Origin of the sequence: Ewingella americana (assembly GCF_006438725.1) — a bacterium.
Classification (GTDB): Bacteria; Pseudomonadota; Gammaproteobacteria; order Enterobacterales; family Enterobacteriaceae; genus Ewingella; species Ewingella americana_A.
Map to the genome: position 1 here is coordinate 82,122 of NZ_RCZD01000003.1, position 24,512 is coordinate 106,633.

General features: G+C 52.8%; 23 protein-coding genes. 15 read left to right on the forward strand and 8 right to left on the reverse strand.

Features of this window, described 5'->3' with window-relative positions:
• Positions 1 to 6: 6 nt before the first annotated feature.
• Together EAH77_RS06250 and EAH77_RS25485 are read left to right on the forward strand one after the other, a co-directional pair.
• Complete coding sequence (locus EAH77_RS06250) at positions 7 to 486, forward strand: 2TM domain-containing protein (protein WP_140470950.1); 480 nt, start codon at positions 7 to 9, stop codon at positions 484 to 486.
• A gap of 98 nt (positions 487 to 584) precedes the next feature.
• Positions 585 to 755: a hypothetical protein gene (locus EAH77_RS25485; RefSeq protein ID WP_241673421.1), complete on the forward strand. Its 171-nt coding sequence runs from the start codon at positions 585 to 587 to the stop codon at positions 753 to 755.
• Positions 756 to 1,016: 261 nt separating this feature from the next.
• On the opposite strand, the gene EAH77_RS06255 is transcribed toward EAH77_RS25485, so the two are convergent.
• Both EAH77_RS06255 and EAH77_RS06260 read right to left on the reverse strand, forming a co-directional pair.
• Positions 1,017 to 1,292 carry a hypothetical protein gene (locus tag EAH77_RS06255; protein ID WP_140470951.1) on the reverse strand — a complete coding sequence of 92 codons (276 nt, stop codon included), beginning with the start codon at positions 1,290 to 1,292 and terminating at the stop codon, positions 1,017 to 1,019.
• A gap of 90 nt (positions 1,293 to 1,382) precedes the next feature.
• Complete coding sequence (locus EAH77_RS06260; RefSeq protein WP_140470952.1) at positions 1,383 to 2,108, reverse strand: DUF3053 domain-containing protein; 726 nt, start codon at positions 2,106 to 2,108, stop codon at positions 1,383 to 1,385.
• A 141-nt stretch (positions 2,109 to 2,249) separates the two neighbouring features.
• On the opposite strand from EAH77_RS06260, the gene EAH77_RS06265 reads away from it, so the two are divergent.
• The 3 genes from EAH77_RS06265 to cspE all read left to right on the forward strand — a co-directional run bounded on the left by EAH77_RS06265 (position 2,250) and on the right by cspE (position 4,785).
• Positions 2,250 to 3,347, forward strand: a complete 1,098-nt coding sequence (locus EAH77_RS06265) for a DUF1615 domain-containing protein (RefSeq protein WP_140470953.1) — start codon at positions 2,250 to 2,252, stop codon at positions 3,345 to 3,347.
• A gap of 138 nt (positions 3,348 to 3,485) precedes the next feature.
• Positions 3,486 to 4,211, forward strand: a complete 726-nt coding sequence (locus tag EAH77_RS06270) for a YnfC family lipoprotein (RefSeq protein WP_140470954.1) — start codon at positions 3,486 to 3,488, stop codon at positions 4,209 to 4,211.
• A 361-nt stretch (positions 4,212 to 4,572) separates the two neighbouring features.
• On the forward strand, positions 4,573 to 4,785 hold the full coding sequence (cspE, locus tag EAH77_RS06275) for a transcription antiterminator/RNA stability regulator CspE (RefSeq protein WP_034788110.1): 213 nt from the start codon (positions 4,573 to 4,575) through the stop codon (positions 4,783 to 4,785).
• Positions 4,786 to 5,402: 617 nt separating this feature from the next.
• Here cspE and mmuM read toward each other — a convergent pair.
• From mmuM to EAH77_RS06295, 4 genes are all read right to left on the reverse strand, one after another.
• On the reverse strand, positions 5,403 to 6,365 hold the full coding sequence (gene mmuM / locus EAH77_RS06280) for a homocysteine S-methyltransferase (protein ID WP_140470955.1): 963 nt from the start codon (positions 6,363 to 6,365) through the stop codon (positions 5,403 to 5,405).
• Positions 6,355 to 7,773 carry an S-methylmethionine permease gene (mmuP, locus tag EAH77_RS06285; protein WP_140470956.1) on the reverse strand — a complete coding sequence of 473 codons (1,419 nt, stop codon included), beginning with the start codon at positions 7,771 to 7,773 and terminating at the stop codon, positions 6,355 to 6,357. Before mmuP ends, mmuM begins: the two co-directional genes overlap by 11 nt.
• Before the next feature lie 192 nt (positions 7,774 to 7,965).
• Positions 7,966 to 8,166 carry a hypothetical protein gene (locus EAH77_RS06290; RefSeq protein WP_140470957.1) on the reverse strand — a complete coding sequence of 67 codons (201 nt, stop codon included), beginning with the start codon at positions 8,164 to 8,166 and terminating at the stop codon, positions 7,966 to 7,968.
• Between the two features lie 128 nt (positions 8,167 to 8,294).
• Positions 8,295 to 9,533 carry an L-lactate MFS transporter gene (locus EAH77_RS06295; protein WP_140470958.1) on the reverse strand — a complete coding sequence of 413 codons (1,239 nt, stop codon included), beginning with the start codon at positions 9,531 to 9,533 and terminating at the stop codon, positions 8,295 to 8,297.
• Positions 9,534 to 9,929: 396 nt separating this feature from the next.
• Here EAH77_RS06295 and EAH77_RS06300 point away from each other — a divergent pair, with 396 nt between their 5' ends.
• The 6 genes from EAH77_RS06300 to glnB all read left to right on the forward strand — a co-directional run bounded on the left by EAH77_RS06300 (position 9,930) and on the right by glnB (position 17,095).
• The gene (locus EAH77_RS06300) at positions 9,930 to 10,295 is read left to right on the forward strand and encodes a hypothetical protein (RefSeq protein WP_140470959.1); all 366 of its coding nucleotides are present in this window, start codon (positions 9,930 to 9,932) and stop codon (positions 10,293 to 10,295) included.
• Between the two features lie 218 nt (positions 10,296 to 10,513).
• Positions 10,514 to 12,463, forward strand: a complete 1,950-nt coding sequence (gene mrdA / locus EAH77_RS06305; protein ID WP_140470960.1) for a penicillin-binding protein 2 — start codon at positions 10,514 to 10,516, stop codon at positions 12,461 to 12,463.
• Between the two features lie 608 nt (positions 12,464 to 13,071).
• Entirely contained in the window at positions 13,072 to 14,514 is a 1,443-nt protein-coding gene (locus tag EAH77_RS06310; protein WP_140470961.1) for a sensor histidine kinase, read from the forward strand.
• Between the two features lie 25 nt (positions 14,515 to 14,539).
• Positions 14,540 to 15,298 (forward strand): two-component system QseEF-associated lipoprotein QseG, encoded by a 759-nt coding sequence (gene qseG / locus EAH77_RS06315; RefSeq protein ID WP_140470962.1) that lies wholly within the window; start codon positions 14,540 to 14,542, stop codon positions 15,296 to 15,298.
• Positions 15,295 to 16,632, forward strand: coding sequence for a two-component system response regulator GlrR (gene glrR / locus EAH77_RS06320; RefSeq protein WP_140470963.1), 1,338 nt, complete (start codon positions 15,295 to 15,297; stop codon positions 16,630 to 16,632). The genes qseG and glrR overlap by 4 nt, the downstream gene beginning before the upstream one ends.
• A gap of 124 nt (positions 16,633 to 16,756) precedes the next feature.
• A complete protein-coding gene (gene glnB / locus EAH77_RS06325; protein WP_140470964.1) occupies positions 16,757 to 17,095 on the forward strand; it encodes a nitrogen regulatory protein P-II in 339 nt (112 codons plus the stop codon).
• A 62-nt stretch (positions 17,096 to 17,157) separates the two neighbouring features.
• On the opposite strand, the gene hmpA is transcribed toward glnB, so the two are convergent.
• Positions 17,158 to 18,348, reverse strand: a complete 1,191-nt coding sequence (gene hmpA / locus EAH77_RS06330; protein ID WP_140470965.1) for an NO-inducible flavohemoprotein — start codon at positions 18,346 to 18,348, stop codon at positions 17,158 to 17,160.
• A gap of 374 nt (positions 18,349 to 18,722) precedes the next feature.
• Between hmpA and glyA the strand changes: the two genes are divergently transcribed.
• The gene (glyA, locus tag EAH77_RS06335; RefSeq protein ID WP_140470966.1) at positions 18,723 to 19,976 is read left to right on the forward strand and encodes a serine hydroxymethyltransferase; all 1,254 of its coding nucleotides are present in this window, start codon (positions 18,723 to 18,725) and stop codon (positions 19,974 to 19,976) included.
• Between the two features lie 178 nt (positions 19,977 to 20,154).
• A complete protein-coding gene (locus EAH77_RS06340) occupies positions 20,155 to 21,303 on the forward strand; it encodes a 3-phenylpropionate MFS transporter (RefSeq protein WP_140470967.1) in 1,149 nt (382 codons plus the stop codon).
• On the opposite strand, the gene csiE is transcribed toward EAH77_RS06340, so the two are convergent.
• Complete coding sequence (csiE, locus tag EAH77_RS06345) at positions 21,300 to 22,595, reverse strand: stationary phase inducible protein CsiE (protein ID WP_140470968.1); 1,296 nt, start codon at positions 22,593 to 22,595, stop codon at positions 21,300 to 21,302. The two genes, EAH77_RS06340 and csiE, sit on opposite strands and share 4 nt — an antisense overlap.
• 202 nt (positions 22,596 to 22,797) lie before the next feature.
• On the opposite strand from csiE, the gene EAH77_RS06350 reads away from it, so the two are divergent.
• Positions 22,798 to 23,469 (forward strand): DUF1007 family protein, encoded by a 672-nt coding sequence (locus EAH77_RS06350; RefSeq protein WP_140470969.1) that lies wholly within the window; start codon positions 22,798 to 22,800, stop codon positions 23,467 to 23,469.
• Positions 23,460 to 24,476, forward strand: coding sequence for a nickel/cobalt transporter (locus EAH77_RS06355; protein WP_140470970.1), 1,017 nt, complete (start codon positions 23,460 to 23,462; stop codon positions 24,474 to 24,476). The genes EAH77_RS06350 and EAH77_RS06355 overlap by 10 nt, the downstream gene beginning before the upstream one ends.
• Positions 24,477 to 24,512: the final 36 nt, after the last annotated feature.

A 24,512-nucleotide genomic window follows, 5' to 3' on the forward strand; every position in this document is an offset into this window, starting at 1 on the left:
ATTTCAATGAACTTAAATCGTATTAAACAGTTAAGGATTTCCCGGGCCTGGTCGCAGGAGCAACTGGCTGAACTTTCGTCGCTCAGCGTTCGTACCGTGCAACGTATTGAAAATGGCGAGCAGGCCAGTCTGGAAACGCTGGGGGCCATCGCTGCGGCTTTCGACATTAAAGTCGCTGAGCTTATTGCCCCAGTGGGCCCGGATGAAAATAGCACGCCCGATCTGGCACTGGATCAACACATTAAGTCGGCCAGACGGCAGGTGCGACAGGAAAGCCACTTTTATCGCGGCATGATCCTCTACATCATCGTTAATCTGGTGTTATTTATGATTAACCGTGTCACCAACACCGGCTACAACTGGTTTTACTGGCCGTTGGGGATCTGGGGGGCGTTACTCCTCATTCGGGGGCTTCGTATCTTTGTTCTGCGCGACTGGTTGAGCCGCTGGGAGCAGGCGAGGTTACAAAAAATATTGCGTAAGTGAAAACGACGGTGATATTGAGCAGGGAGTCACACTGTTGAGAAGGGGGGAGCGCTAGAATGCCGGGCAGTTTTTTCGTTCAACTCTATCAAGGAATGACCATGAACAAATGCCTGATTGCACTCTCCCTCTTTTTGTTTTCGTTGACAGCCACCGCAGCGAATACGCCCTGTTCGGGCAGTAAAGGTGGTATTTCTCACTGTTATGGGGAAAAATTCATTTGTCATGACGGCTCGATGAGTCAGTCGAAGAAGAATTGTCAGGTTTATTAACTCACCACCGCAACAGCAGGAATTATGCCTAAACGCCTAAAATTTCAGAGTGGCAAAATCATCCTGATGCTCGCAATGATCGCCATGTTGGCCGGGTGTGTTGCAGACAACCATTTGTGGGGGTTGATACCCACATCGAAGGATGTGTGCACGCATGGACGGGACAGTCTCAGTGGAAATTGCAGGGATTAGCATAGCCAGTGACAACCACGTCAGGCCAGTTTTTGACTGAGCCTGACGTTTTTTTTGGTGCGCGTACTGTCAGGCCTTTGAGCCAGGCAGCAGGGATTGCGCACATTTAAATACGTCTTCGCGGAATTTCTTTGAGGCGTCATCAAGATCCGGCGTGCTGGCAACATCGGCTTTGCCTGCGTCGATGGTTTCATTCACGGCAGTGGTGAAGGCATTGTCGTGCTGTGCGTTAATCACGTTGCCGACGGTGCCAAACAGAATGCGCATGGCGGAAATTTGCACCAGCAGTTCGCGGTTCACACGTTCCAGCTGATCAATGCGTTTGGCCTGAATATCGTCGCTCATGGTTATCTCCTTAAAAGTGATGGCGCACACCTTAACAAAATATCCAGCACAAAAAAAACCGCCTTGCGGCGGTTGAGTCAACAGGGCAGTTTAGCGCACCATTTTTTGCATCTGTCCGCTGAGCTTGATGAGCTCGGCATTCAGCGGTAATAACTGCTGCTGAATGGCGTTGTATTTATCGAGCGTCGCCTGTTTATCAAACTGTAAGGTGTTACCTGAGATCGTCACCTTTTTGCCCTGTGCCTTGATGAAGTCAGCTTTGGCAACCACCAGCGTCAGCACTTTTGGCAGCAATGTAAACGCCTGTTCGGCCACTTCGCTCGGCTGCACCACGACTTTCTCATAAGCCTGGTTATAAACGACTTTCAGGTCATCCGGCTGTTTCAGCGCCGAATGGCGGGTATCCGCCTGTTTACGCAGGACCACCAGTTTTTCACGCCAGTTGGCGCTGCTTTCGACCATTTTTTGCAGGTCATCACGCTTTTCCAGTAGCTTACCGACGGTGACGGTTTCGTTCAGACCGGCAAATACCGGGCCAAGCGACGCGTTCATCTCGCTATTCATCTGTTTATGGAAATCGGTGATCAGCGCGTAGTCCGCACTGTAAGGGCCAAACTGGTCGCGCTCTTCTTTGGTCAGTTGTGGCACTGACACCGTTTGTTTCGCCAGAACGCGGGTTTGCAGGAAATCGATGAAGGCTTTGCGCTGTGCCGGTTCTTTATCACCGCAGCCACTGACGGCCAGAATCAGCGTTGCCAGCATCAGCGGCAGCATGAAATAACGCGTAAAACGGCTATTGTTGTTGATGTTGTTCATTAAATCCTGTTCCTTGTTTGAAACATTCCAGGCTACAAACATAGACTATACCCCGCATCCTTCAAAATTTAGGTGCTGGCTGGGGCGGGCGGGTTATAAAAAAGACAAAATAGAAAAAATAGAATGAGAGACAGGGGAAGCATGACTCTTTGTAAAAGTAAGTACGTACTTTCCCTTGCTGCACTGCTGGTGCTGGCAGGGTGTAGCAGTAAGCAGCAGAGTGAAACAGCGGTGAAGCGACCGGCCGACGTCAAAGCGCGGATCGTCCGCCTGATGCCTGCCAAAGTACCTGACCGGCAGGGCTGGGCGACAGATATCACTGCGGCGTTTGCGGCGCAGAATATCCCGCCGACCACCGAGAATATTTGTTCGGTGTTGGCGGTGGCGGAGCAGGAGTCCAATTTTAGCGTTGATGCACCGGTGCCGGGCCTCGGTAAAATTGCCTGGAAGGAGATCGACCGGCGCGCCGATGCAGTTCATGTGCCGAAATTCCTGGTGCATACCGCGCTGTTGCTGAAGTCACCCAACGGGAAGTCCTACAGCGAGCGGCTCGATAAAGTACGCAGCGAGAAAGAGTTGAGCGCCATTTTTGATGACTTCATCAGCATGGTGCCGATGGGCCAGAAGTTGTTTGGCAACCTCAATCCGGTGCATACCGGTGGCCCGATGCAGGTAAGTATTGCCTTTGCTGAAGCCCATGCCAAAGGCTATCCGTATCCGGTTGATGGGACTATTCGCCATGAAGTGTTCAGCCGTCGCGGCGGGATGTACTTTGGTATTGTGCATTTACTGGGATATCCGGCCAATTACAGCCAGATGCTCTACCGCTTTGCGGACTTCAACGCGGGCTGGTACGCCAGCCGCAATGCGGCGTTTCAGAGTGCGGTCAGCCGCACATCAGGCGTTCCGCTGGCACTGGACGGCGATGTGATTGATTTCAGCACGGACAAGCCCGGCTCGACCGAACTGGCGGTGCGGGTGTTAAGCAAACGCCTGGGAATGAGTCATTCGGCTATCCGTCGGGCCCTGGAAAAGGGGGATACGCCCGCTTTTGAGCAAACGTCTCTGTATAAGCAGGTGTTTGCACTGGCCGACAAAACCACGGGTAAACGTCAGCCAAGGGAAATTTTGCCGGGCATCCAACTGGAAAGCCCGAAAATCACCCGTAAATTAACCACTGCCTGGTTTGCGAAACGGGTCGATGAGCGGCGGCAGAAATGTGTCGCCAATGCTGAATGAAGTCAGGCTTTTTGATATGTGAATGTTATACGTTGAAAATAAATGATTTTTTTGTGATGTCGCAGGGCTATACAGCGGAGGTTTCCTCTGCATAAATATCGCTTCAGTCCGAGACTCTTTTTAAAAGCGGAAACATACATGAAAAATGCAGCAGCTCTGACGCTGTCGGCCTTGCTTCTCTATGGATGTGATTCAATGGCCAGCCCCGAACCGGTTAACCCACTCTTCGCCAGCTATTCGAATATTTTTGGGTTTGAACCGATACGTGGCAATGTCAAAAGCTTTGTGCAGCAACAGCATGATGAACAAGGCAACATCAGCTCGTCATTTCAGGCCACCCTGGCAAAAAATGGGTGTTTTGAGACGCTAAAAGCGGTGGCGCCGCTGATGGCTTTGGATGTGGATCTGGTAAAAGAGGGCAACTATCTGGTTAACCGTGACGATAAGCAGAAACGCTATGCGCTGAAAGACAACTGCCTGCCCGATCGTAATCTTACGGATAACACGCGTTATGAAAGCAATGACAAAGGGCTTGTTACCCGGGCCATCAATGACACCGACGTTAGTAAAAATATCTATTTTGAATACGATGAGGCCGGCTTTCCGTCTAAAGTCTCGCAACCCACCGCTACCGGCCCGTTCGTGGCGATAATCAAAGACGCCGACTCTGCCGAGAAGAAACGCAATGGCACCATTCAGACGCGTTTCAAAGATGAAGTGTTCGGCGAAGTCACAACAGTTTGCGAATATGATGATCATTTCAACGCCACCAGCTGCAAGATTAAAAGCAAAGCTATAGGGGGCGCTAAGAGTATGCCCAAACAACTCGACGATCCCGAAACCACCAAAATCGAATATTACTGACCTGAGAGGCCCTGTCTGCGCGGCATAGTAATGACGGGGCTGTTTATAGGTTCGTTCTGGTCCAGCGGCGAATAGCCGTCTAGCGGTTTATAATGCTAAAGAATAAAGATCGTCCTAATGAAGATAATATGAAATAAAGCTTGCACCTAAAAGTTATCTATGTGTAAATAGCGTCAACGGTTTGTCGTTAAGACCTATTTATGAAAGACATTTTAGTAAAGCAGTTCCTAGTTCAAGTGATGTAACAAGTCTCTTCTCCGACGAATTTTCTTCTCTAGTGCCCCCATAAGTAACTCATAATAAAAACAGACCCTCACTGCCCTATGGCATCTAAAAAATAAAATCGAAGAAGGTATTTCTTATGTCTAATAAAATGACTGGTTTAGTAAAATGGTTTGACGCTGGTAAAGGTTTTGGTTTCATCAGCCCTGCAGACGGCAGCAAAGATGTATTCGTACACTTCTCTGCAATCCAGAGCAATGATTTCAAAACGCTGGACGAAGGCCAAAACGTTGAATTTACCATTGAAAATGGTATGAAAGGCCCATCAGCCGGCAACGTAGTCGTTCTGTAACATTCGACTGTCATAATGTTTCAACCTGCAATAGCGATGATGGGGATTAGCCCGGAGCAGACAGGGAAATAATTAAGACATCGGTTACAACGATACAAATAAACCTCGGTGAAAACCGGGGTTTATTGCTCTTTGCGGAGACCTCTTTTGTTCACCTGTTCAATAATAGAAAAGCCGGTTTATTATTTATCCGAAGGTATTTTCGACGCGGATAAATAGGGGTATTACGAGCCCGTTTTTCTATTGTGAAACCGTCATGCTCAGACTGCGCAATGTTGGAGTGTTCGATGAACGCTTGCGCCATAATATGACAGCCGGGAAAGTTACCGGCACTTATAAAAAGAAGCTGCACTCAGGTGCGGCTTTTTTGTGTCTTTTTTTTGTCATCTTACCTGGGCAAATCAGGCATAAAAAAAAGCCCGCACAAGGCGGGCAAAATAACAGGGTTCTACAGGGGTTTTCTACACAGGGACATCACACAACTTCTTGATGGGTCTAATTTACCAAACCCTCTGTATGGTTTTGTCATCGATCAGTAAGGTTAAGGAAGAAGATGTAAAAACAGTCATGACTGTTTCCCCCCTGTTTTTCCACGACTTTCCTGTTATTTCTCTGCGTTAGCGGTTTACTGCCGCGACCTGCGCCACAATCTGACGGATGTCGGCAGGCGTTGTTCTGCAGCAGCCGCCAATGATCGTCGCCCCGATCTGCCGCCATGCTACGGCCTGTGCGGCCAGTTGTTGTTCCGCAGCGCCACAGCTGTGCCAGGTCTTGGTGACAGCGTCGTAATGCTCCCCGGAATTAGGGTAGACCAGCAGTGGCTTGTCACTCAGTTTGGCAAAATGTTGTAATGCCGCACTGACGCTTTCCAGCGCGATACAGTTAATGCCAATGGCAGCCGCTTGCGGCGCACTACTGAGCAGCTCAGTCACCGCGCTCAGCGGCGTGCCGTCGCTTAAGTGCTGGCTGTCGCGCAGGGTAAATGAGAACCAGGCGAAGGTGGCGGGGAACTCTTTTAGCAAGTCCAGCAGAGCGACAGTTTCTCTAAAGGAAGGTAAGGTTTCGCACGCCAGAATATCCACGCCCGCAGCCACCAGTGCCGCGATGCGCGGGCGGTGAAATGCCTTCATCTCTTCCTGAGGTAACGCATAATCTCCGCGATATTCCGAACCGTCTGCCAGATACGCGCCGTAAGGGCCGACGGAACCCGCCACCAACAATGAGGTATCACTGCCGGTTTCTGCCAGATAATCTTCCCGTGCCTGGCGCGCCAGTTCGACACTCTTTTGGATCAACGCTGCGGATTGTTGCTCTCCAATACCGCGTGCCGCAAAGCCCAGTGGCGTGGCCTGATAGCTGGCGGTAATGGCGCACTGCGCGCCAGCACGGAAGTAATCGAGATGTACCTGGTAAATCAGCTGCGGATTTTCAATCAGCACTTTGGCTGACCATAGGGTATCTGTCAGGTCACAGCCACGGGCTTCCAGCTCGGTGGCCATTGCGCCGTCGAGGATCAGCGTACCGTGCTTAGCCAGGTGGCGGGCAATCGGGTCGCGGAAAGCGTTGAGGTTATTCGGCATGAGCGTGTTCTCCTGAGGCGACCTTGCGTTGAGTCAGCGGGTAAACGAGATAACAGAGTGCGACAAAGGGCAGGCCGCAGTACAGCGCGATACGCTGGGCAGGGTCAAAGGCCAGCCCGACGCAGGCCAGCAGGCACAAGATGAAGCCGAGGATCGGCGTCAATGGATACCAGGGCGCGCGGTACTCCAGCGCGCTGAGCGGCTGGCCGGAACGAAGAAATGCCCGGCGAAAACGATAATGTGATGCACAGATACTCAGCCACACGGCAACAACCGCGAAACCGGAAATTGCTGACAGCGCGACAAATACGGTATCCGGGGCAATCACGCTCGACAGCAGCGCCAGCAATCCCCCCAACATACTGAAGATCAGCGCATTCATCGGAACGCCGCGCCGGTTTACTTTGGCAAAATAGGCGGGCAGGGTGCGCTGATTGGCCAAAGACCATAACATACGGCCGGAGGCATACAGACCGGAATTGGCGGCAGACAGGATTGCGGTCAGGATGACGAAATTGAAAATATCAGCGGCATAGGGAATGCCGATTTTCTCAAACACTAATACGAACGGACTTTTGATGATCCCCGCCTGATCCATCGGGATCAGTGCAGCCAGCACAAATACCGAGCCGATAAAGAAAATCACCAGCCGCGCGACCGTGGTTCGAATCGCCCATGGCACCACTTTCTGCGGATTTTCAGTCTCCCCGGCGGCAATACCAATAAGCTCCGTGCCGGAGAAGGCGAAATTGACCGCCACCATGGTCATCAGGATCGGTAATCCACCATGTGGGAACCAGCCGCCTGCCGTCAGGTTATGCAGCATCGGCGCAGGGCTGCCATCTTTCATGGGAATAAAGCCGAACAGCGCGCCTGCACCCAAAACGATGAAGGCCAGAATCGTGACCACTTTGATGATAGAGAACCAGAACTCGCCTTCGGCGAACACGCGGGTATTGATAATGTTGAGGATGAAAATCGCCAGACAGAATATCAGGCACCAGAGCCAGACGGGCGACTGCGGAAACCAATACTGCATGCAGAATCCGGCAGCCGTGAGGCTGGAGCCGAGGGCCACCGTCCAGGTCAGCCAGTAGAGCCAGGCCACGGTGTAGCCGGTTGCCGGGCTAAGATAACGGGCAGCATAGACGTGAAATGCGCCGGTTTCAGGCATAGCAACGGACAGCTCGCCAAGACACAGCATCACCAGATAAACCACCAGCGCACCAATCAGATAGGCCAGTAATGTGCCCAGCGCCCCCGTGGTAGAGATGATGTAACCGGTATTAAAAAACAGACCCGTGCCGATAACGCCACCGAGGGAGAGCATCACCAGATGGCGCGCTTTCATGGTCCGTTTGTATTCGCCTTCGGAAAGGGAAGTCGAGGAGTGTTGCTCTTTACTCATAACCGTATGGACGTCTACACCGCTAAATTGTAAGGGCGTTATACCGTTTATGAGAGGAGAAATCAACGCTACCGGCGCTACAAGAGTTCCATCAGTAGCGCCATGGCGTAACCAATAGCGACAGAACCTCCTGCCATCGTTAGCCAAAATACGGTTGCTTTCATCACACCCTCCCTGGGATGGTACTGAAAATTAATTCAGCGTGTCAGCCGGTGCAGATAACTTGCTGTGGGCGCTGGTGTCGATTGTGGTGGTCAGCGGGCGGCCGCCTTCATGAGCTTTACGGTTCAGTTCTGAAGCCACATCCTTTGCGCTGGTGGACTGTGCTGCAATACTGTTGAAGGCCAGGGTACTGATAATCAAAGTGAATAATAGAGCGATGGTGCGGTTCATTGGTGCGTGTCCGTTCAAATCTGAGGATAACGTGCAGAGGACAGCGCTCAGTGATAACTTTTTCAGCAATAAGAAACGGGAGCGAATTATGCTCCCGTTCATCATTTTAACTGCTTAGAAGAACTGCCCTACACGTGCTGGAGCGCATTATGCCCCTGCTCTGACTTATTCGGTAGGCGAATTGTGGCAGAGAGAATCAATGACACAACCAATAGGATGGTGATGAAGGTGAAGGTCACCACGAAGCCACCCAGCAGGGAAGCAATCAGCGAACCCATCACGCTGCCGATACCAAAGCCGAGATACAGCAGGCCATAGTTTTTAGTCAGGTTATTCAGACCAAAGAAGTCGCTGACCAGGGACGGATAAACGGTGATGGTCCCGCCGAAGCTGAAAGCGACACAGGCTATGGAGATGAAGAACAGCGTTTCGTTCATGGTGGAGAACAGCAGGATGCTCATGCCGACCAGTGAAATGACCTGCGCCATCGAGATCACCCGAATACGCGCCATTTTGTCAGACAGCACACCGAGGATCAGGCGTCCGCTCAGGTTAGCAATGGCGATGACGGTTACCGCATTGGCGGCGGTTATCGCATTCAGATGCACCATGCCTTCACCGATATCTTTCGCCACCCCGATGACATACAGACCACTCATGCAGGCCGTCAGGAACATCAGCGCCAGCATCCAGTACTGCGGCATACGCACGGCTTCGGAGAGCGTGAAGTCGCGGCTGCTGGTCAGGTTGTCTTCATCACAGGTGACGGTTTGCGCGGCTTGTTTCGGTGCGTCAGTCATCATCAGTCCACCGATAATGATCATTACCATCGCCATCAATCCCCAGATAATAAAGGTGTGCTCCAGTGTGTTGACGGCCAGTAAGTGCCCGCAAATGAATTTGAACCCCAGACTGCCGAGACCGTAAGCACCAATGGCACAAGCGGAGATCACCCCTTTACGTTCCGGGAACCATTTCACGCAGTTGGAGAGGGTCATCAGATACCCGGCACCGTCGGCCAGACCGACCAGTACACCGGCGCTGAGATAAAGCATGATCAGATTGTTCGAATGAGCGGTCAGGGCGAAACCCACCGCCATCATCACACCGGCCGCCATGGTGACTTTTTTCACCCCGAAACGGTCCTGAAGTTTACCGGCAACGGAGGACGCAATCGCCAGACCGAGGCTCAACAAACCAAAGGAGAACGCCACGCGGCTGATAGGTTCATCCAGTTTTTGCGACAACTGCCCGTTGAACAGACTCCAGGTATAAACGGAGCCAAGAGCAAACTGGGTAATGATGGTACCGAACAGTGTCAGCCAACGGGTACGGTTGTAATTCTGCATGCCTGATTTGTCACTCATAGTGGGTTCTCCCGAGCGAAGTAAAGTCAATTAATCTGTTTGTATGATAAATCGATCTTCGCGCAGCGATCCGTTTGCGGCATGAGATGCAGCGTGAAAGGAATGAAATGCATTAGCGACGGTATGAACGGCGTTTTTGGGGCCGAATCAGGCCGGAAATTGCAGTTAAAATGCCCCCGCAGGCCAGTCAGGGCGCGGATTTTGTTTGATCTGAGTCATGAATTGAGAGATTAGTTTCTGGGGTTGCATTTCTACGCCTGATTTATCAGCAAGACGCTTCCACCTGGAATGTCAGCTGCCCCTGCCACCTGAGCATGAATATTTTTTCGCCAGCCCCTTCCCATCAAAAACGCAGGTGGTAGGATGTGCCGCAACTTTCACGTTAGGAATATTCTTATGTTCAGGTTGGGTGCTTTGATGGCGGTTTTGCTGGCGTTCACTTCCTTTTCAGCCTCTGCGGTCACGGCGTATAAATGTGTGTTGACGCACAATATGCAGGCGGCCGACGGGACGGAAACCGCTGAAGTTATCAATAAAGATGCGCATGTGTTTGATGCCGGTAACACCTTCACTTTTTCGCCGGACGGCACCAAAATGGTCACCAGCCCGGAGCTGACCGATATTATTGGTCAGAATAATCAGCCGATGAAAGCCGGTGCTGAAGATAACCTGATGTATATCCATGTTAAAAATAGCTTTGTCGTGGCCACCGAAACGGATGGCTACGTCTATGGCGATTGCGTGCAGGTCAGTACAAAGTAGCTGCACAAGCGTGGCAGTCTGAACCCGGCCACCGAGCCGGGTTTTTTATTGCCTGGTGACAACCTGTTCGAAGTATTCATAAATAGAAACATTACTGCCACATCATTAGCACACTTCTGATAGTCGCTCCTGCGCTTACGGGCTAGACTTGCCCACTTTTGACCCCCTGCGTTCACGCCACCGCATAAGAAACTGACCAGAAAGGTACTTGCCCACTTATGGCCCTACTCAATGACGAAATCCGCGACCATACCGCCGAGTCCGTTCTCTTCGTGCGCCGTGCCGTCATTGCCTTTGTGGTCGTCGTAATACTCTCGGCCATTCTGGTGTTCAACCTGTACCATTTGCAGGTCGGAATGCATGATTTTTACCAGACCCGTTCCAATCAGAATGACATCAAAATGTTGCCGATAGCCCCGAGCCGGGGGCTGATCATGGATCGCAATGGTGTGATCCTGGCGCAAAATATTACTCTGTATCAGATTCAGGTGATCCCCGGCAAAGTGGACGATTTGAAGGCGACGCTGCAGGCACTGACGCCCATCGTCGATCTGACCAAAGAGGATATCGACGCCTTCCATGATGCGATGTACCACGGTCGGAAATTTGCTGAAATTCCACTGAAGCTGGCACTGAGTGATGTCGAGGTGGCGCGTTTCTCGGTCAACCAGTTCAAATTCTCCGGTGTCTCAATCAGCACCTACCAACAGCGGCGCTACCCGTATGGCGCGGATCTGGCGCATGTGGTGGGCTATGTATCGAAAATCAATGACAAGGATGAGAAACGGCTCGATCAGGAAGGGATCGCTGAAAACTATGCTGCCGATCATGACATTGGTAAGCAGGGCGTTGAAAAGTATTATGAAAATATCCTGCACGGTCGCACCGGCTATCAGGAAGTGGAAGTGGATAATCACGGGCACGTGGTGCGCCTATTGCGGGAGGTGCCACCGCAGGCCGGTCAAAATATCTATTTGACGCTGGACCTTGGTTTGCAGCAGTACATCGAAAAGGTGCTGAAAGGCCAGCGTGCGGCAGTGGTGGTGATGGACCCGCGCGACGGTGGCATCAAAGCGATGGTCTCCAGCCCAAGTTACGATCCCAACCCGTTCGTGAACGGTATTTCCAGCAAGCAGTACAGCGCGTTGCTGAAAAACCCTGACCTGCCGCTGATCAACCGCGTGACGCAGGGGCTCTATCCACCGGCTTCAACGGTTAAACCTTTTATGGCCACATCGGCGTTGTTTGCCGGGGTGATCACGCCGCAAACCACCTTCTTCGGCGCGCCGACCTGGACACTGCCGGGCACCGATCGCCATTATCGTGACTGGCTTAAAACCGGTCATGGCATGCTCAATGTCACCAAGGCCATCGAGGAGTCGGCTGATACCTTCTTCTATCAGGTGGCCTATGAGATGGGCATCGACCGTATTCATGAATGGCTGACAAAATTTGGTTACGGGCAGTCTACCGGTATTGATCTGGATGAGCAGTACAACGGGGTGCTGCCCAGCCGTGACTGGAAAATGCGGGTACATAAGAAAGGTTGGTATCAGGGCGACACCGTGTCGGTGGGTATCGGCCAGGGTTACTGGGTGGCGACGCCGATTCAGATGGTGCGGGCGCTGAGTGCGGTGGTGAACAATGGCAAACTGAAAACCCCGCATCTGCTTTACTCCAGCAAGAGCGGTAAAGTGATCACGCCCTATGTTCAGCCGCCAGCGCCGCAAATTGCCGATCCAAAATCGCCTTTCTGGGGCATTGTCCGCAATGGCATGTTTGGCATGGCGAATTTCCCGAACGGCACCGGCTATAAGTTGTTCCATACCGCACCGTACGAGATCGCCGCAAAATCAGGCACATCGCAGGTCTTTAGCTTACGCGAAGACCAGGTCTACAACGCCAAAATGACCCCGGTACGCCTGCGTGACCACATCTTCTATACCGCCTTCGCACCCTATAAGAACCCGACGGTAGTCATGGCGCTGATTTTGGAGAACGGTGGGGGCGACGGCGTAGTGGCTGGTCCGACGGCCCGTGCGATCCTCGACCATATTTTCCTGCCGCCGGAAGTCATCGCCAAATGTGACCCTGCGAAGGTCGACAACCCGGCCAACTGTGAGCAGGACGTTCCTGCACCGAATGCGTTGGGCTTCAGTGAACACTGATCATGGCTGCGGCGCATGGCGACTGTCCAAATTTGTATAAAAATAGCGACAGACGGGGTAAAGGATGTCTCTAAAAGGAGACATTTAATTAATTGATTTTATTAAATTTATTTTAATTTGTTGTTATGTGTTGGTTTTTGGAGACGCTTTGTTGAATTAAACACCACGTAAAAAGCAGCCCGATGAGGTGTTAAAAAGTCGTTAAAAATTATTATCCTTTAAAATCAATGCGTTGATTTTTTATTTTTAAGACTGGCACGTAATCTGCATAATGTCATCAGTTGCTCATTCAATTGATTATGATAGCTGCGCTAATCCGCAATAAACGCCCATAATGCCCGAATGACGCCAAAGCAAGGTGCCTATCGTTCACTACATCGGTAATCGCTGCGAAAGCACGTTACCAAGCATCGAACGAAACGTTGAGTGAGGCACCACCTCTCCCGGTTTGCTGAACGCTGAAATGGCGTTCAGCAATACCAAGCTTCATCCGTTCGATTCCCCCCTCTGTTTTGTTTGCGAATCCTCTGCAATACCGGCTAAACCTGACTCTTTTCTGGCTGTAACTGCGTTACTCAGTTAGCATTTACAGATCGCCAGCGAATGAGATAAATGCGTTGAAAAGAGGAAGAATATTTCCCGGATCCCTGCGTCAGTTAGTACTGATGGCCTTCCTTTTGGTGCTGTTACCTTTACTGGTGCTGGCCTATCAGGCGTATCAAAGTCTGGATCACCTCAGCTCACAGGCTGCTGAAATCAACCGTACTACGCTGACCGATGCCCGCCGCAGTGAGGCGATGTCCGGGGTGGCGCTGGAAATGGAGCGCAGTTACCGCCAGTACTGCGTGCTGGACGACGCTACCTTAGCCCGCCTGTATCAGACACAACGCAAACGCTATTCCCAAATGCTGGACACCCATGCGGCAGTCCTGCCAGATGTACGCTATTACCAGACGCTGCGCGTTCTGTTGACGCAACTCACCGATCCCAAATGTGAGAACAACAGCCCGGATGCCGCCTCTTCAGCCGGGCTGGAAAATTTTGCCCGCTCTAATGCTGAAATGGTGCAGGCCACCCGCGAAGTGATTTTCAGCCGCGGGCAGCAGTTACAGCGTGCCATCGCCGAGCGCGGCCACTTCTTTGGCTGGCAGGCGCTGGTGCTGTTTCTGCTCAGCGGCGCACTGGTGCTGCTCTTCACCCGCATGATTATTGGTCCAGTGAAAGGGGTGGAAAAGATGATCAACCGGCTTGGCGAAGGGGGAACACTGGGCAATGCGGATAAGTTTAAGGGTCCACGTGAGATCCGCTCACTGGCGCAGCGTATTGTTTGGCTGAGTGAACGTCTGGCCTGGCTTGAATCCCAGCGGCATGAATTTTTGCGCCATATCTCCCATGAGCTGAAAACCCCGCTGGCCAGCATGCGGGAGGGTACTGAACTCTTGCAAGATGAGGTTGCCGGGCCGCTGACGGCGGATCAAAAAGAGGTCGTGGCGATCCTCAATGACAGCAGTCGTCATCTGCAAACCTTGATTGAACAACTGCTCGACTACAACCGTAAACTGGCCGACGGCCCGACAGAAAAAGAGCAGGTCGATCTGGCTGTCATTATTGAAAGCGTAGTGGCATCCAACAGCTTGCCAGCCAGGGCTAAACAGATCCGTACTGAAATCAGCGTTGGCGCAACTTCCTGTTGGGCGGAGTCAACGTTGCTGATGCGCGTACTGGATAATCTCTACTCCAATGCGGTGCACTATGGCGCTGAATCCGGTACCATTTGGATACGCAGTCAACAGCGGGAAAACCGGGTGATCATTGATGTCGCCAACAGCGGCCCCCCGATTCCCGAGGCTGAACAAACAATGATTTTTGAGCCGTTTTATCAGGGAAGCCAGCAACGCAAAGGCGCGGTGAAAGGCAGTGGTTTGGGGCTGAGCATTGCACAGGATTGCATACGCCGGATGCGCGGCGAATTAACACTTGTCACCCTCGAGGAGGCTGACGTCTGTTTTCGTATCGAATTGCCATTAACTGCTGAGAAAAAACCATCATGATTCAATCTTCACGCAGGAGCGCCTGATGGGTGCTGTGAGTCCTCTTTTCTTTCCCTTTCAGCCTGTGCTGAACGCTTTTTTGCGCCGCGCTGCGTTAGCGCTGGTGGCATTGCCGTCTTTGCTGGTGGGTTGTACCAACCATTCCGGCAGCCACCCAGACTACCGCCCGGTTGAGGATATGATCCCGACCAGCAAAGTGGTGGATTTTCGGCTGGCACCTTGTGAAACCCTGTGGACGCTTGATGATAACGACACCATGACCAACTCGCTTTACTGGCTGCGGGCGATGGATTGCGCCGAACGGATGAGCGATACCCAGGCCCGTTTTCAGGCCCAACAAATTAAGGTCAACAGCTGGGATACCGTCTTTAAGCACAGTATTTTGCTCTCCAGCATCGATCCCGATTTACAGCAGCGGCGCGCCTTGCTCACTCAGGTCAATCAGTATCGGGCGCAGATGCCGGGCGCTATTCGGCCATTGGTACAACTTTGGCGCGAACGCCAGACTTTGCAGGTGACACTCGGTGATGAGAAAGGCCGCAACGCCCGTCAGCAGGAAGTGGCTGAGAGTAAATTTCTGTTAATGACCCAGCAGCAAAATGCGCTGCAGGGCAGTCTGGCAGATACGCAGCGTAAACTGAAAAACCTGACCGATATCGAACGCCAGCTCTCTTCGCGCAAACAGATGCAGAGCGATTTGCCGGACAGCGACAGTAACGCCGCTCCTCAGGTTAAACCGGAAGAGACTTACCAGCCGCCTACCCGGGAGAAAAAGACCCCATGACTTTGCGCAAAGCCGCCAGCCTGTTGCTGGTTGATGACGACCCCAGCCTGCTAAAACTGCTGGGTATGCGCCTGACCAGCGAAGGTTTTCGCGTTACCACCGCCGAAAGTGGGGCAGAAGCCCTGCGCCTGCTAAACCGTGAGCGCATTGACTTGGTGCTGAGCGATTTACGCATGGACGAAATGGACGGGATGGCGCTGTTTGCTGAAATTCAGAAACACCAGCCCGGTATGCCAGTGATCATTCTCACCGCGCATGGTTCGATCCCCGATGCCGTGGCCGCCACCCAGCAGGGGGTGTTCAGTTTTCTGACCAAACCGGTGGACCGCGATGCGCTTTATAAAGCCATTGATGCCGCGCTGGCGCTGTCAGCCCCGGCAGGGGATGAGAGCTGGCGCGAAGCCATCGTGACGCGTAACCCGGTGATGCTGCGCTTGCTGGAGCAGGCCAACATGGTGGCGCAGTCTGACGTCAGCGTGTTGATCAACGGCCAGAGCGGGACCGGTAAAGAGGTGCTGGCGCAAGCGATTCATGCCGCCAGCCCACGCGGTAAAAAAGCGTTTACAGCCATTAACTGCGGTGCTTTGCCCGAGCAGCTGCTTGAGTCTGAACTGTTCGGCCACGCTAAAGGTGCATTCACCGGGGCCGTAAGTAGCCGCGAAGGGCTGTTTCAGGCCGCCACCGGCGGTACGCTGTTTCTTGATGAAATCGGTGATATGCCGCTGTCGTTGCAGGTTAAATTATTGCGGGTATTGCAGGAGCGCAAAGTGCGCCCGCTCGGCAGTAATCATGATATCGACGTCGATGTGCGCATCATTTCGGCGACTCACCGCAACCTGCCCAAGGCGATGGAAAAGGGTGAGTTCCGCGAAGATCTGTTTTACCGATTGAATGTGGTCAGCCTGAAGTTACCCACGCTCACTGAGCGCGCGGAAGACATTCCGTTGCTGGCCATTCATCTGCTGCGGGCCTCGGCTCAGCGCCACAAACCGTTTGTGCGCAGTTTTTCCACCGATGCCATGAAGCGTCTGATGGCCGCCAGCTGGCCGGGCAACGTTCGCCAATTGGTCAATGTTATTGAGCAGTGCGTGGCGCTGACCTCCGCGCCGGTGATTAGCGAAGCGCTGGTACAACAGGCGTTGGAAGGCGAGAACACCGCGTTGCCGACCTTTGTCGAAGCACGCAATCAGTTCGAACTGAATTACCTGCGTAAGTTGTTGCAGATAACCAAAGGTAACGTGACCAATGCGGCGCGGATCGCCGGACGTAACCGGACCGAATTCTATAAGTTGCTTTCACGCCACGCGTTAGAAGCGACCGACTTTAAAGAGTAACTACTCTGCTCTGCTACTATGATACCTTTAGCGCCTGCCTGTGCGATGACGCTGGCAGCGCGAATGTGAACCATGCTGCCGCTCAGGAAGGCGGAGAGCAAACGAATGATGATAAGGGTCCGCCATGAAGAAAATTGATGCGATTATTAAGCCGTTCAAACTCGATGACGTGCGCGAAGCGCTGGCCGAAGTTGGGATCACCGGGATGACCGTGACAGAAGTGAAAGGTTTTGGTCGTCAGAAAGGCCATACCGAGCTGTATCGCGGCGCGGAGTACATGGTGGATTTCCTGCCAAAAGTGAAGATTGAAATCGTAGTGACTGACGACATCGTCGATACCTGCGTCGAAACCATCATGACTACCGCGCAGACCGGTAAAATTGGTGACGGTAAAATCTTTGTTTTCGATGTCTCCCGCGTGGTGCGTATCCGTACCGGCGAGCAGGACGAAGAGGCGATTTAATTCGTTTTTGATCCTGAAAAAGAAAAGGCTGACATCGCGTCAGCCTTTTTGCTTTTTACCGCTTAAATCACTTTATGCGGGCCGAAGCATTCGTAGTGAATTCGGTCTTCACTCACGTTCATTGCCAGCAACTGTTTCGCCGCAAATTGCATAAAGCCCACCGGGCCACACAGATAGCATTCGGTGGCAGGATCTGCCAGCTGGCTTTGCAATTTGCCGAGATCCATCAGACCCTGATAGTGATAATTATCACCCGGCAGATCGAGCTCTTGCGGTTGGTTGTACCAGACATGACTTTCCAACTGCGGCAGGCGTTCGCCGAGCGACTTCACTTCATCGGCAAAGGCATGAACCCCGCCATGTTCCGCTGCGTGGATCCACTGCACCGGTGCCTGATGGCCGCCCGCTGCCAGCACATTCAGCATACCGAGCATCGGCGTCTGACCCACACCGGCTGAGATCAGTGCGACCGGCGTTTGTGGTGTGACGTTGAGGAAGAAATCACCGTGCGGTGCCGCAAGGTGAATCACATCCCCTGGTTGCGCCACGTTATGCAGGAAATTCGATACCTGACCCTGTTCTTCACGTTTTACAGCGATGCGGTAGGTGTTGCCGTTCGGTGCCTGAGTCAGTGAGTACTGACGAATTTCCTGATGCGCCAGCGTTTCACTACGGATATAGACCGCCAGATATTGTCCGGCACGGAAATCCGCCACGGGCAGACCGTCGACAGGTTCCAGCAAGAAAGAGGTGATTAGCTGGCTCTGCGGCTGTTTTTCTTTGATACGGAATTCGCGGGTGCCGGTCCAGCCACCACGTTCTTCGGCACTTTCCTGATAGATATCGGCTTCCCGCTGTATAAACACGCCAGCCAGCACGCCGTAGGCTTTACCCCAGGCATCCAGCACTTCCTGACCGGGGCTAAACATTTCGTCCAGCGTGGCAATCAGGTGTTCACCGACGATGTTGTACTGTTCAGGCCTGATGGTGAAACTGGTGTGCTTCTGCGCAATACGCTCTACCGCGGGCAGCAGTGCGGCGAGATTTTCAATATTGGTCGCGTAAGCGCAGATGGCATCAAATAGCGCCTGGCGTTGATCGCCATTGCGCTGATTGCTCATGTTAAAAATGTCTTTCAACTCAGGATTGTGCGCAAACATGCGGTCATAAAAATGGGCGGTGAGTTTCGGCCCGGTCGCAGCCAGCAGAGGAATCGTGGATTTAACAGTCGCGATAGTTTTAGCATCTAGCATGGTGATCTCCTTTCCCCCACGCCTTTGAAGCTTACGCAGTCGCCACTCCAATGCTTTTAGGGATATTAGTTTAAACATGTATTTTAAATGCATCTTATATAAAGCGATGATTACTGTAAATAGCCTTGTGAGTGTTAAGGGTTTGTTAAACACGGGCGCGCAGTCACAAAGCTGAGAAATATGCATGTCATGCTGAAGAAAACTCCCTTGATTATGCAGAGTGTTTAAGAGATCAAAGCCTTGCCACAACTAGAGCCAATCGTTTGCCTAAAAACCTTAAACTGACCCTATCCGAAGGCCGCTTAAACATTTACACTGTGGCGCAGAACCCGGAAGGGCATTTGATTTTTAGTTTGTTGAGTCAGGAGATGCAGATGTTAAAGCGTGAAATGAACATTGCCGATTATGATGCTGAGCTGTGGGCAGCAATGGAGAAGGAAGTTGTTCGTCAGGAAGAACATATCGAGCTGATTGCGTCAGAAAACTACACCAGCCCGCGCGTGATGCAGGCACAGGGTTCTCAGCTGACCAACAAATATGCCGAAGGTTATCCGGGCAAACGCTATTACGGCGGCTGTGAGTATGTGGATATCGTTGAGCAACTGGCGATTGACCGTGCAAAAGAGTTATTCGGTGCGGATTTCGCCAACGTTCAGCCGCACTCCGGCTCGCAGGCTAACTTCGCCGTGTATACCGCATTATTACAACCGGGCGACACCATTTTAGGGATGAACCTCGGCCATGGTGGTCACCTGACGCACGGTTCACCGGTAAACCTGTCCGGTAAACTGTACAACGTGGTGCCTTACGGCATCGACGAAAGCGGCGACATTGATTACGACGACGTGAAACGTCAGGCCGAATTGCATAAACCAAAAATGATCATCGGTGGCTTCTCCGCCTTCTCCGGTATCGTTGATTGGGCAAAAATGCGTGAAATCGCCGACAGCGTTGGTGCTTACTTCTTCGTGGACATGGCCCACGTTGCGGGTCTGATTGCCGCAGGCGTTTATCCTAACCCGGTTCCGCACGCGCACATCGTGACCACCACCACCCACAAAACGCTGGCTGGTCCACGCGGTGGTTTGATTCTGGCGAAAGGCGGCAGCGAAGAGTTCTACAAAAAACTCAACTCCGCAGTATTCCCTGGTGGCCAGGGCGGCCCGCTGATGCACGTGATTGCCGGTAAAGCGGTAGCACTGAAAGAAGCGATGGAACCTGAGTTCAAAATCTACCAACAGCAAGTGGCTAAAAATGCCCGTGCCATGGTAGAAGTGGTTCTGGAACGCGGCTACAACGTGGTTTCCGGTGGTACTCATAACCATCTGTTCCTGATGGATCTGGTCGATAAAAACCTGACCGGTAAAGAAGCTGACGCAGCCCTAGGCCGCGCTAACATCACCGTGAACAAAAACAGCGTACCTAACGATCCGAAAAGCCCGTTTGTTACTTCAGGCGTGCGTATCGGCACACCAGCCGTGACCCGTCGTGGTTTCAAAGAAGCGGAAGTTCGCGAGCTGGCTGGCTGGATTTGTGATGTTCTTGATAACATCAACGATGAAGCCACCATCGAACGTGTGAAGAACAAAGTTCTCGATATCTGCGCACGTTTCCCGGTTTACGCATAATCGCGTGAACGGCAGATAGCTTGTGTTCTGACACAAAAATCAAACCCGCTTCGGCGGGTTTTTTTGTGGATAATAATTATAACTGTGAGCTACCTTGCATTGTTCTTTCCTGAACACGACTGCTCGTTGCTAGCCAGTGTGACCTCTGTCAAAGTATTGCCCTCAAACCGGAGGAATTATGGTATTGCGTTCAACGTATTGGCTGGCACTCAGCTATTTCACCTATTTTTTCAGTTACGGTATTTTCCTGCCTTTCTTTGGCGTGTGGCTCAAAGGGGAGGGCATCTCTTCTGAAAATATCGGTTTATTGCTGGGGGCCGGTCTGGTTTCACGCTTCCTCGGTACCTTGATTATTTCTCCCGCCATCAAAGATCCTGCACATTTAGTCACTGGCCTGCGCATTCTGGCGCTGCTGACCTTGGTCTTTGCCGTTGGGTATTGGTTCGGCAATAGCTGGGCTTGGCTGATGATCAACATCGCCGGTTTCAGCCTGTTCTTCGGCCCGCTGGTACCACTGACCGACGCGCTGTCCGGCACGCTGCAACGCCAAATCAAAATGGACTATGGCAAAGTCCGCGTCTGGGGATCGATCGCCTTCGTGATTGGTTCAGCCCTTACCGGTAAGTTGGTCTCGGTGTACGGTCACACCGCGATTTTGTACTCGCTGACCGCCGGTGTCGCGGCGATGCTGCTTGGCATGTTGCTGCGCCCGAGTGTCAAACCGGTGGGCGAGAAGCGCGAAAGCAGTGCGCCGACCATCTCATGGAAAGCTTTGCTCAGTGAAACCCCCGTTTGGCGTTTTCTGCTGTGCGTCACTTTGCTGCAAGGCGCACACGCCGCGTACTACGGTTTCAGCGCGATTTACTGGCAGGACAAAGGCTATTCCGCCTCGGTCGTGGGCTATTTGTGGTCGCTGGGTGTGGTGGCCGAAGTGCTGGTCTTCACGTTCAGTCATCGGCTTTTCCGTCGCTGGGGGGCACGGGATCTGCTGCTGCTCTCTGCCTGCTGTGGCGTGGTGCGTTGGGCGATGATGGGGGCCTTTATCGAACTGCCGTGGCTGATCCTGATTCAAATATTGCACTGCGGCAGCTTTACCGTTTGCCATCTGGCGGGTATGCGGTTTATCGCGTCACGGCCAAGGGATCAGGTGATCCGCCTGCAATCGGTTTACTCTGCGCTGGCGATGGGCGGTGGGATCGCAGTGATGACGATGGTGTCTGGTTTCTTATTTGAACATCTGCACGCAGGGTTGTTCTTCGTCATGGCGGCGGTGGCGGCTCCGGCTATTTTCCTGCGGCCAAAAGTGACGCCGAGCGCGGCGGCTTAAGGAGCTTCGAGCAGCGAGCGGATACGTTTTCGCTGCTCTTTTGCCAGAGGAAGTTGGGTGTGGATCACCAACGGATCGGCGTCGGTGATGCGGGTGGCATAGGGGGTGACAATCATCGCAACCCCATCGGGTGCGCCGCACTGCTGAAACTCCGTCAGCGTCTGGTATTTTATGTTGAGCGGCAGTAACGTCGCTTCGCGGATTTGCTGCTCGACCGCCTCTTCCAGCTGTGGGTTGTCGTGAGTCAGCAGCAAAATCTGTTTCTCCTGCAACGCGTTCCCCTGCATCAGCCACGCCCCGAACATCACCGCCACCAGGCCAATCTCCTCCTCAGAAAGACAAATGCGGTACTCCTGCTGAAAATCCTCCAGGGCTTCACGTGTGGTACGCACCAGCCGTGGGTACATCCGCGTCACTTCATCCTGCAATAAATTATCGATACCGATAGCAAAATGGCAGCGCTCAATCGCCGGGCCAAGATGCGCGAACAACTGGCGGATTAACCCTTCGTCGCTGCTGAACTTCATGCCTGCGACATCCTGAAAATTCTCCACCACCCGTTCAATCTGGTGCATCAGGCGCTGATCTTCATCGGACCCTGAGCTGTGATAGCTGTGGTTTCTTAACAACCGAAGTAGCAGGGTAAAAAAGTCACGTTCGCCTTCCGCCAGCAGGCCCGAACTGAGTTGCTGTAACTGGCTGAACAGGCAGCTGGCGGCGAGGTATTCCGGTTTATCACGCAGCCATTCACTTTGTAGAGTATCGAACGCGACCGGGCTAAACGGCGTATCGCGTTGGGTGGCATTCTGCCACAGGCAATATTGCAGATAGAGACGCAGGAATTCCTGATCGCGCTCGCTGAATTCGCGGCCAAGCTGCACGGCGCACTGCTGAATTAAGGTTGTCAATTGCTGCTGACGAAAGCGGTCGTCAGCAAAGGCGTGGGTTTGCAGGCTCTGATGTAACCAGGGAGTAAAATGGTCGGCGATAAACTGCGGAGAGGTGCGCAGGGCGCGGCGCAATCCGTGGAACAGACATAAACGCTGATCCAGCAATGTGCCCTGTAACTGGCAGGTGTCTTCACCAAAGGCGAGAATATCCAGATGATGTAAGCGCTGGATCTCACGGTTGACCTCGGCAATGTCCTGCCGGGTTGTCGGGAGATCTGTGCCATTGATTTGGCTGATGGTCTCCAGTTGCACCGCCGGTAACGGCGCATACAGCATCAACAGAACATGGCAGCGCCGTTGTTGACCGGAGAGCTCAGGCACGGGATGAGTGTCCAGGCTCATAGAGTTCTTAGTGACCATTAGAAGTGAAATTATAAGTCAAGCATAGCAAATGACTTGTTGCGCAACGGGTGAGAGTTCACGGTTTTACACCGGCTTACAACTCAGATCACAGATATTTCTTTCGACTGCTTAATCGGTTCTGAAAAAGCTGTTACTTTGTAACAATTGAACGTGCAGATTAACTGACTTACGGGCCTTAACCATGGAAAAGACCGCGCTCTGCGCCAGGAAACGGCGTGCTTCCCGCTTCATCAGGTTGCTGTTGAGCGGTTTTCTGGCATTGCCGCTGGCCGTTTACGCGCACCCTCACAGCTTCATTGATATGCAAACCACGCTGGTCACCCAACAACAGCAGCTGACCGGCCTGAAAATGGTCTGGACGATGGACGAAATCACCTCCGCAGATTTGCTGTATGACGCGCAAAAAGCCCAAACTGATTCGGATATCTGGAAAAAACTGGCCGCTGAAGTGATGGCTCGCGTACTTAGCCAACACTATTTCACCGATTTTTATCGCGACGGCAAACCGGTCAAATATCTGGATCTCCCCAGCGAATATAAGCTGTCACGCAAAGGCGATCAGGCGGTGCTGGAGTTTGTGATGCCTCTGGCCGTGCCGCAGCCGTTAAGCGGAAAACCGATGATCTTCTCCACTTTCGATCCGAGTTACTTCGTGGATATGACTTATAAAGATCAGAATGCATTGCATCTGCCGCCGGAACTGGCGAAGTCTTGCAGCATCAATCTTTTTACCCCCAAGCCCAATGCTTCACTGCAAAGCTACGCGTTGTCTTTGGATAAGGCCGACGCGCCGCCGGAAGATATGGATTTAGGTCAGCAGTTTGCGCAAAAGGTCACCGTACAATGTCATTAAATAGGCGTGAAAAGCGTCGCCACTGGGCCTGGGATCTGTGGCCGTTGGTGGTATTTCTGTTGCTACTGGCTGCCGGTGGCGCGTTGTTCTGGCAGTACTGGCCGCGCATTTTGCTCAGCAGTATTGTCTGGCAAAGGGATCTGCATCAGGAACTGGCCAACTTGTTGCAGCAGGTGAAAGCCAGCCCGCAGAAAGCCGGGCTGACGCTGATGGGCTTCAGTCTGATTTACGGCATCGTCCACGCCATCGGGCCTGGGCATGGCAAAATTGTCATCACCACCTATCTGGCGACGCATCCTTCCCGGCTGAGAAATAGCCTGAAATTGACCTTTGCTTCGGCGGTGGTGCAGGGGCTGGTGGCTGTATTACTCGTTACGGTGATGTTGGGTGTGCTTCAACTTTCATCGCGCCAGCTGCACGAAAGCAGTTTCTGGCTGGAGAGGGGCAGCTTCATTCTGGTGATGTTGCTCGGCGTGTTGCTGTGCTGGCGGGCTATCCGGCGCTGTTATCACACCTTAAAAAATCTGCCAACCAAACCCGGTCTGACTATCCGGCAGTTACGGCCGCTGGATGAAAACCATGTCCATGACGATCACTGCGGTTGCGGACATCAGCATCTGCCTACGGATCAGCAGCTTCAGGCGGGCAGTGACTGGCGAACTCAGGCGACGATTGTGCTGGCGATGGGGCTTAGGCCCTGTTCCGGGGCGATCATGGTGTTGCTGTTTTCCAAAGTGATCGGCGTCTATTTGTGGGGCGTACTTTCTGCGCTGGTGATGGCGCTCGGGACATCCATCACCGTGTCGCTTATCGGGCTGATGGTGTTTTACAGCCGGGCGATGGCAGTAAAGCTCAGTGCGAAACGCACGCCTGCCGCGTGGCAAACTGTAGCCTGGTCAGCCCTGGCGCTGGCGGGTGGGGTCGTGCTGCTGCTGGCGGGGGTACTGCTCTACAATGCCAGCGCGGCGTCGGCAGGTGGGGGAATCGGCCCTTTCGGTCGCGGATAGCGGGCGAATTTCAGACATAAAAAAACGGACGTTTTT

Bases quoted from the DNA above. Each gene is read 5' to 3' on its own strand.
- EAH77_RS06250 (WP_140470950.1), top strand. From the start codon at position 7: ATGAACTTAAATCGTATTAAACAGTTAAGGATTTCCCGGGCCTGGTCG.
- EAH77_RS25485 (WP_241673421.1), top strand. From the start codon at position 585: ATGAACAAATGCCTGATTGCACTCTCCCTCTTTTTGTTTTCGTTGACA.
- EAH77_RS06255 (WP_140470951.1), bottom strand. From the start codon at position 1,292: ATGAGCGACGATATTCAGGCCAAACGCATTGATCAGCTGGAACGTGTG.
- EAH77_RS06260 (WP_140470952.1), bottom strand. From the start codon at position 2,108: ATGAACAACATCAACAACAATAGCCGTTTTACGCGTTATTTCATGCTG.
- EAH77_RS06265 (WP_140470953.1), top strand. From the start codon at position 2,250: ATGACTCTTTGTAAAAGTAAGTACGTACTTTCCCTTGCTGCACTGCTG.
- EAH77_RS06270 (WP_140470954.1), top strand. From the start codon at position 3,486: ATGAAAAATGCAGCAGCTCTGACGCTGTCGGCCTTGCTTCTCTATGGA.
- cspE (WP_034788110.1), top strand. From the start codon at position 4,573: ATGTCTAATAAAATGACTGGTTTAGTAAAATGGTTTGACGCTGGTAAA.
- mmuM (WP_140470955.1), bottom strand. From the start codon at position 6,365: ATGCCGAATAACCTCAACGCTTTCCGCGACCCGATTGCCCGCCACCTG.
- mmuP (WP_140470956.1), bottom strand. From the start codon at position 7,773: ATGAGTAAAGAGCAACACTCCTCGACTTCCCTTTCCGAAGGCGAATAC.
- EAH77_RS06290 (WP_140470957.1), bottom strand. From the start codon at position 8,166: ATGAACCGCACCATCGCTCTATTATTCACTTTGATTATCAGTACCCTG.
- EAH77_RS06295 (WP_140470958.1), bottom strand. From the start codon at position 9,533: ATGAGTGACAAATCAGGCATGCAGAATTACAACCGTACCCGTTGGCTG.
- EAH77_RS06300 (WP_140470959.1), top strand. From the start codon at position 9,930: ATGTTCAGGTTGGGTGCTTTGATGGCGGTTTTGCTGGCGTTCACTTCC.
- mrdA (WP_140470960.1), top strand. From the start codon at position 10,514: ATGGCCCTACTCAATGACGAAATCCGCGACCATACCGCCGAGTCCGTT.
- qseG (WP_140470962.1), top strand. From the start codon at position 14,540: ATGGGTGCTGTGAGTCCTCTTTTCTTTCCCTTTCAGCCTGTGCTGAAC.
- glrR (WP_140470963.1), top strand. From the start codon at position 15,295: ATGACTTTGCGCAAAGCCGCCAGCCTGTTGCTGGTTGATGACGACCCC.
- glnB (WP_140470964.1), top strand. From the start codon at position 16,757: ATGAAGAAAATTGATGCGATTATTAAGCCGTTCAAACTCGATGACGTG.
- hmpA (WP_140470965.1), bottom strand. From the start codon at position 18,348: ATGCTAGATGCTAAAACTATCGCGACTGTTAAATCCACGATTCCTCTG.
- glyA (WP_140470966.1), top strand. From the start codon at position 18,723: ATGTTAAAGCGTGAAATGAACATTGCCGATTATGATGCTGAGCTGTGG.
- EAH77_RS06340 (WP_140470967.1), top strand. From the start codon at position 20,155: ATGGTATTGCGTTCAACGTATTGGCTGGCACTCAGCTATTTCACCTAT.
- csiE (WP_140470968.1), bottom strand. From the start codon at position 22,595: ATGAGCCTGGACACTCATCCCGTGCCTGAGCTCTCCGGTCAACAACGG.
- EAH77_RS06350 (WP_140470969.1), top strand. From the start codon at position 22,798: ATGGAAAAGACCGCGCTCTGCGCCAGGAAACGGCGTGCTTCCCGCTTC.
- EAH77_RS06355 (WP_140470970.1), top strand. From the start codon at position 23,460: ATGTCATTAAATAGGCGTGAAAAGCGTCGCCACTGGGCCTGGGATCTG.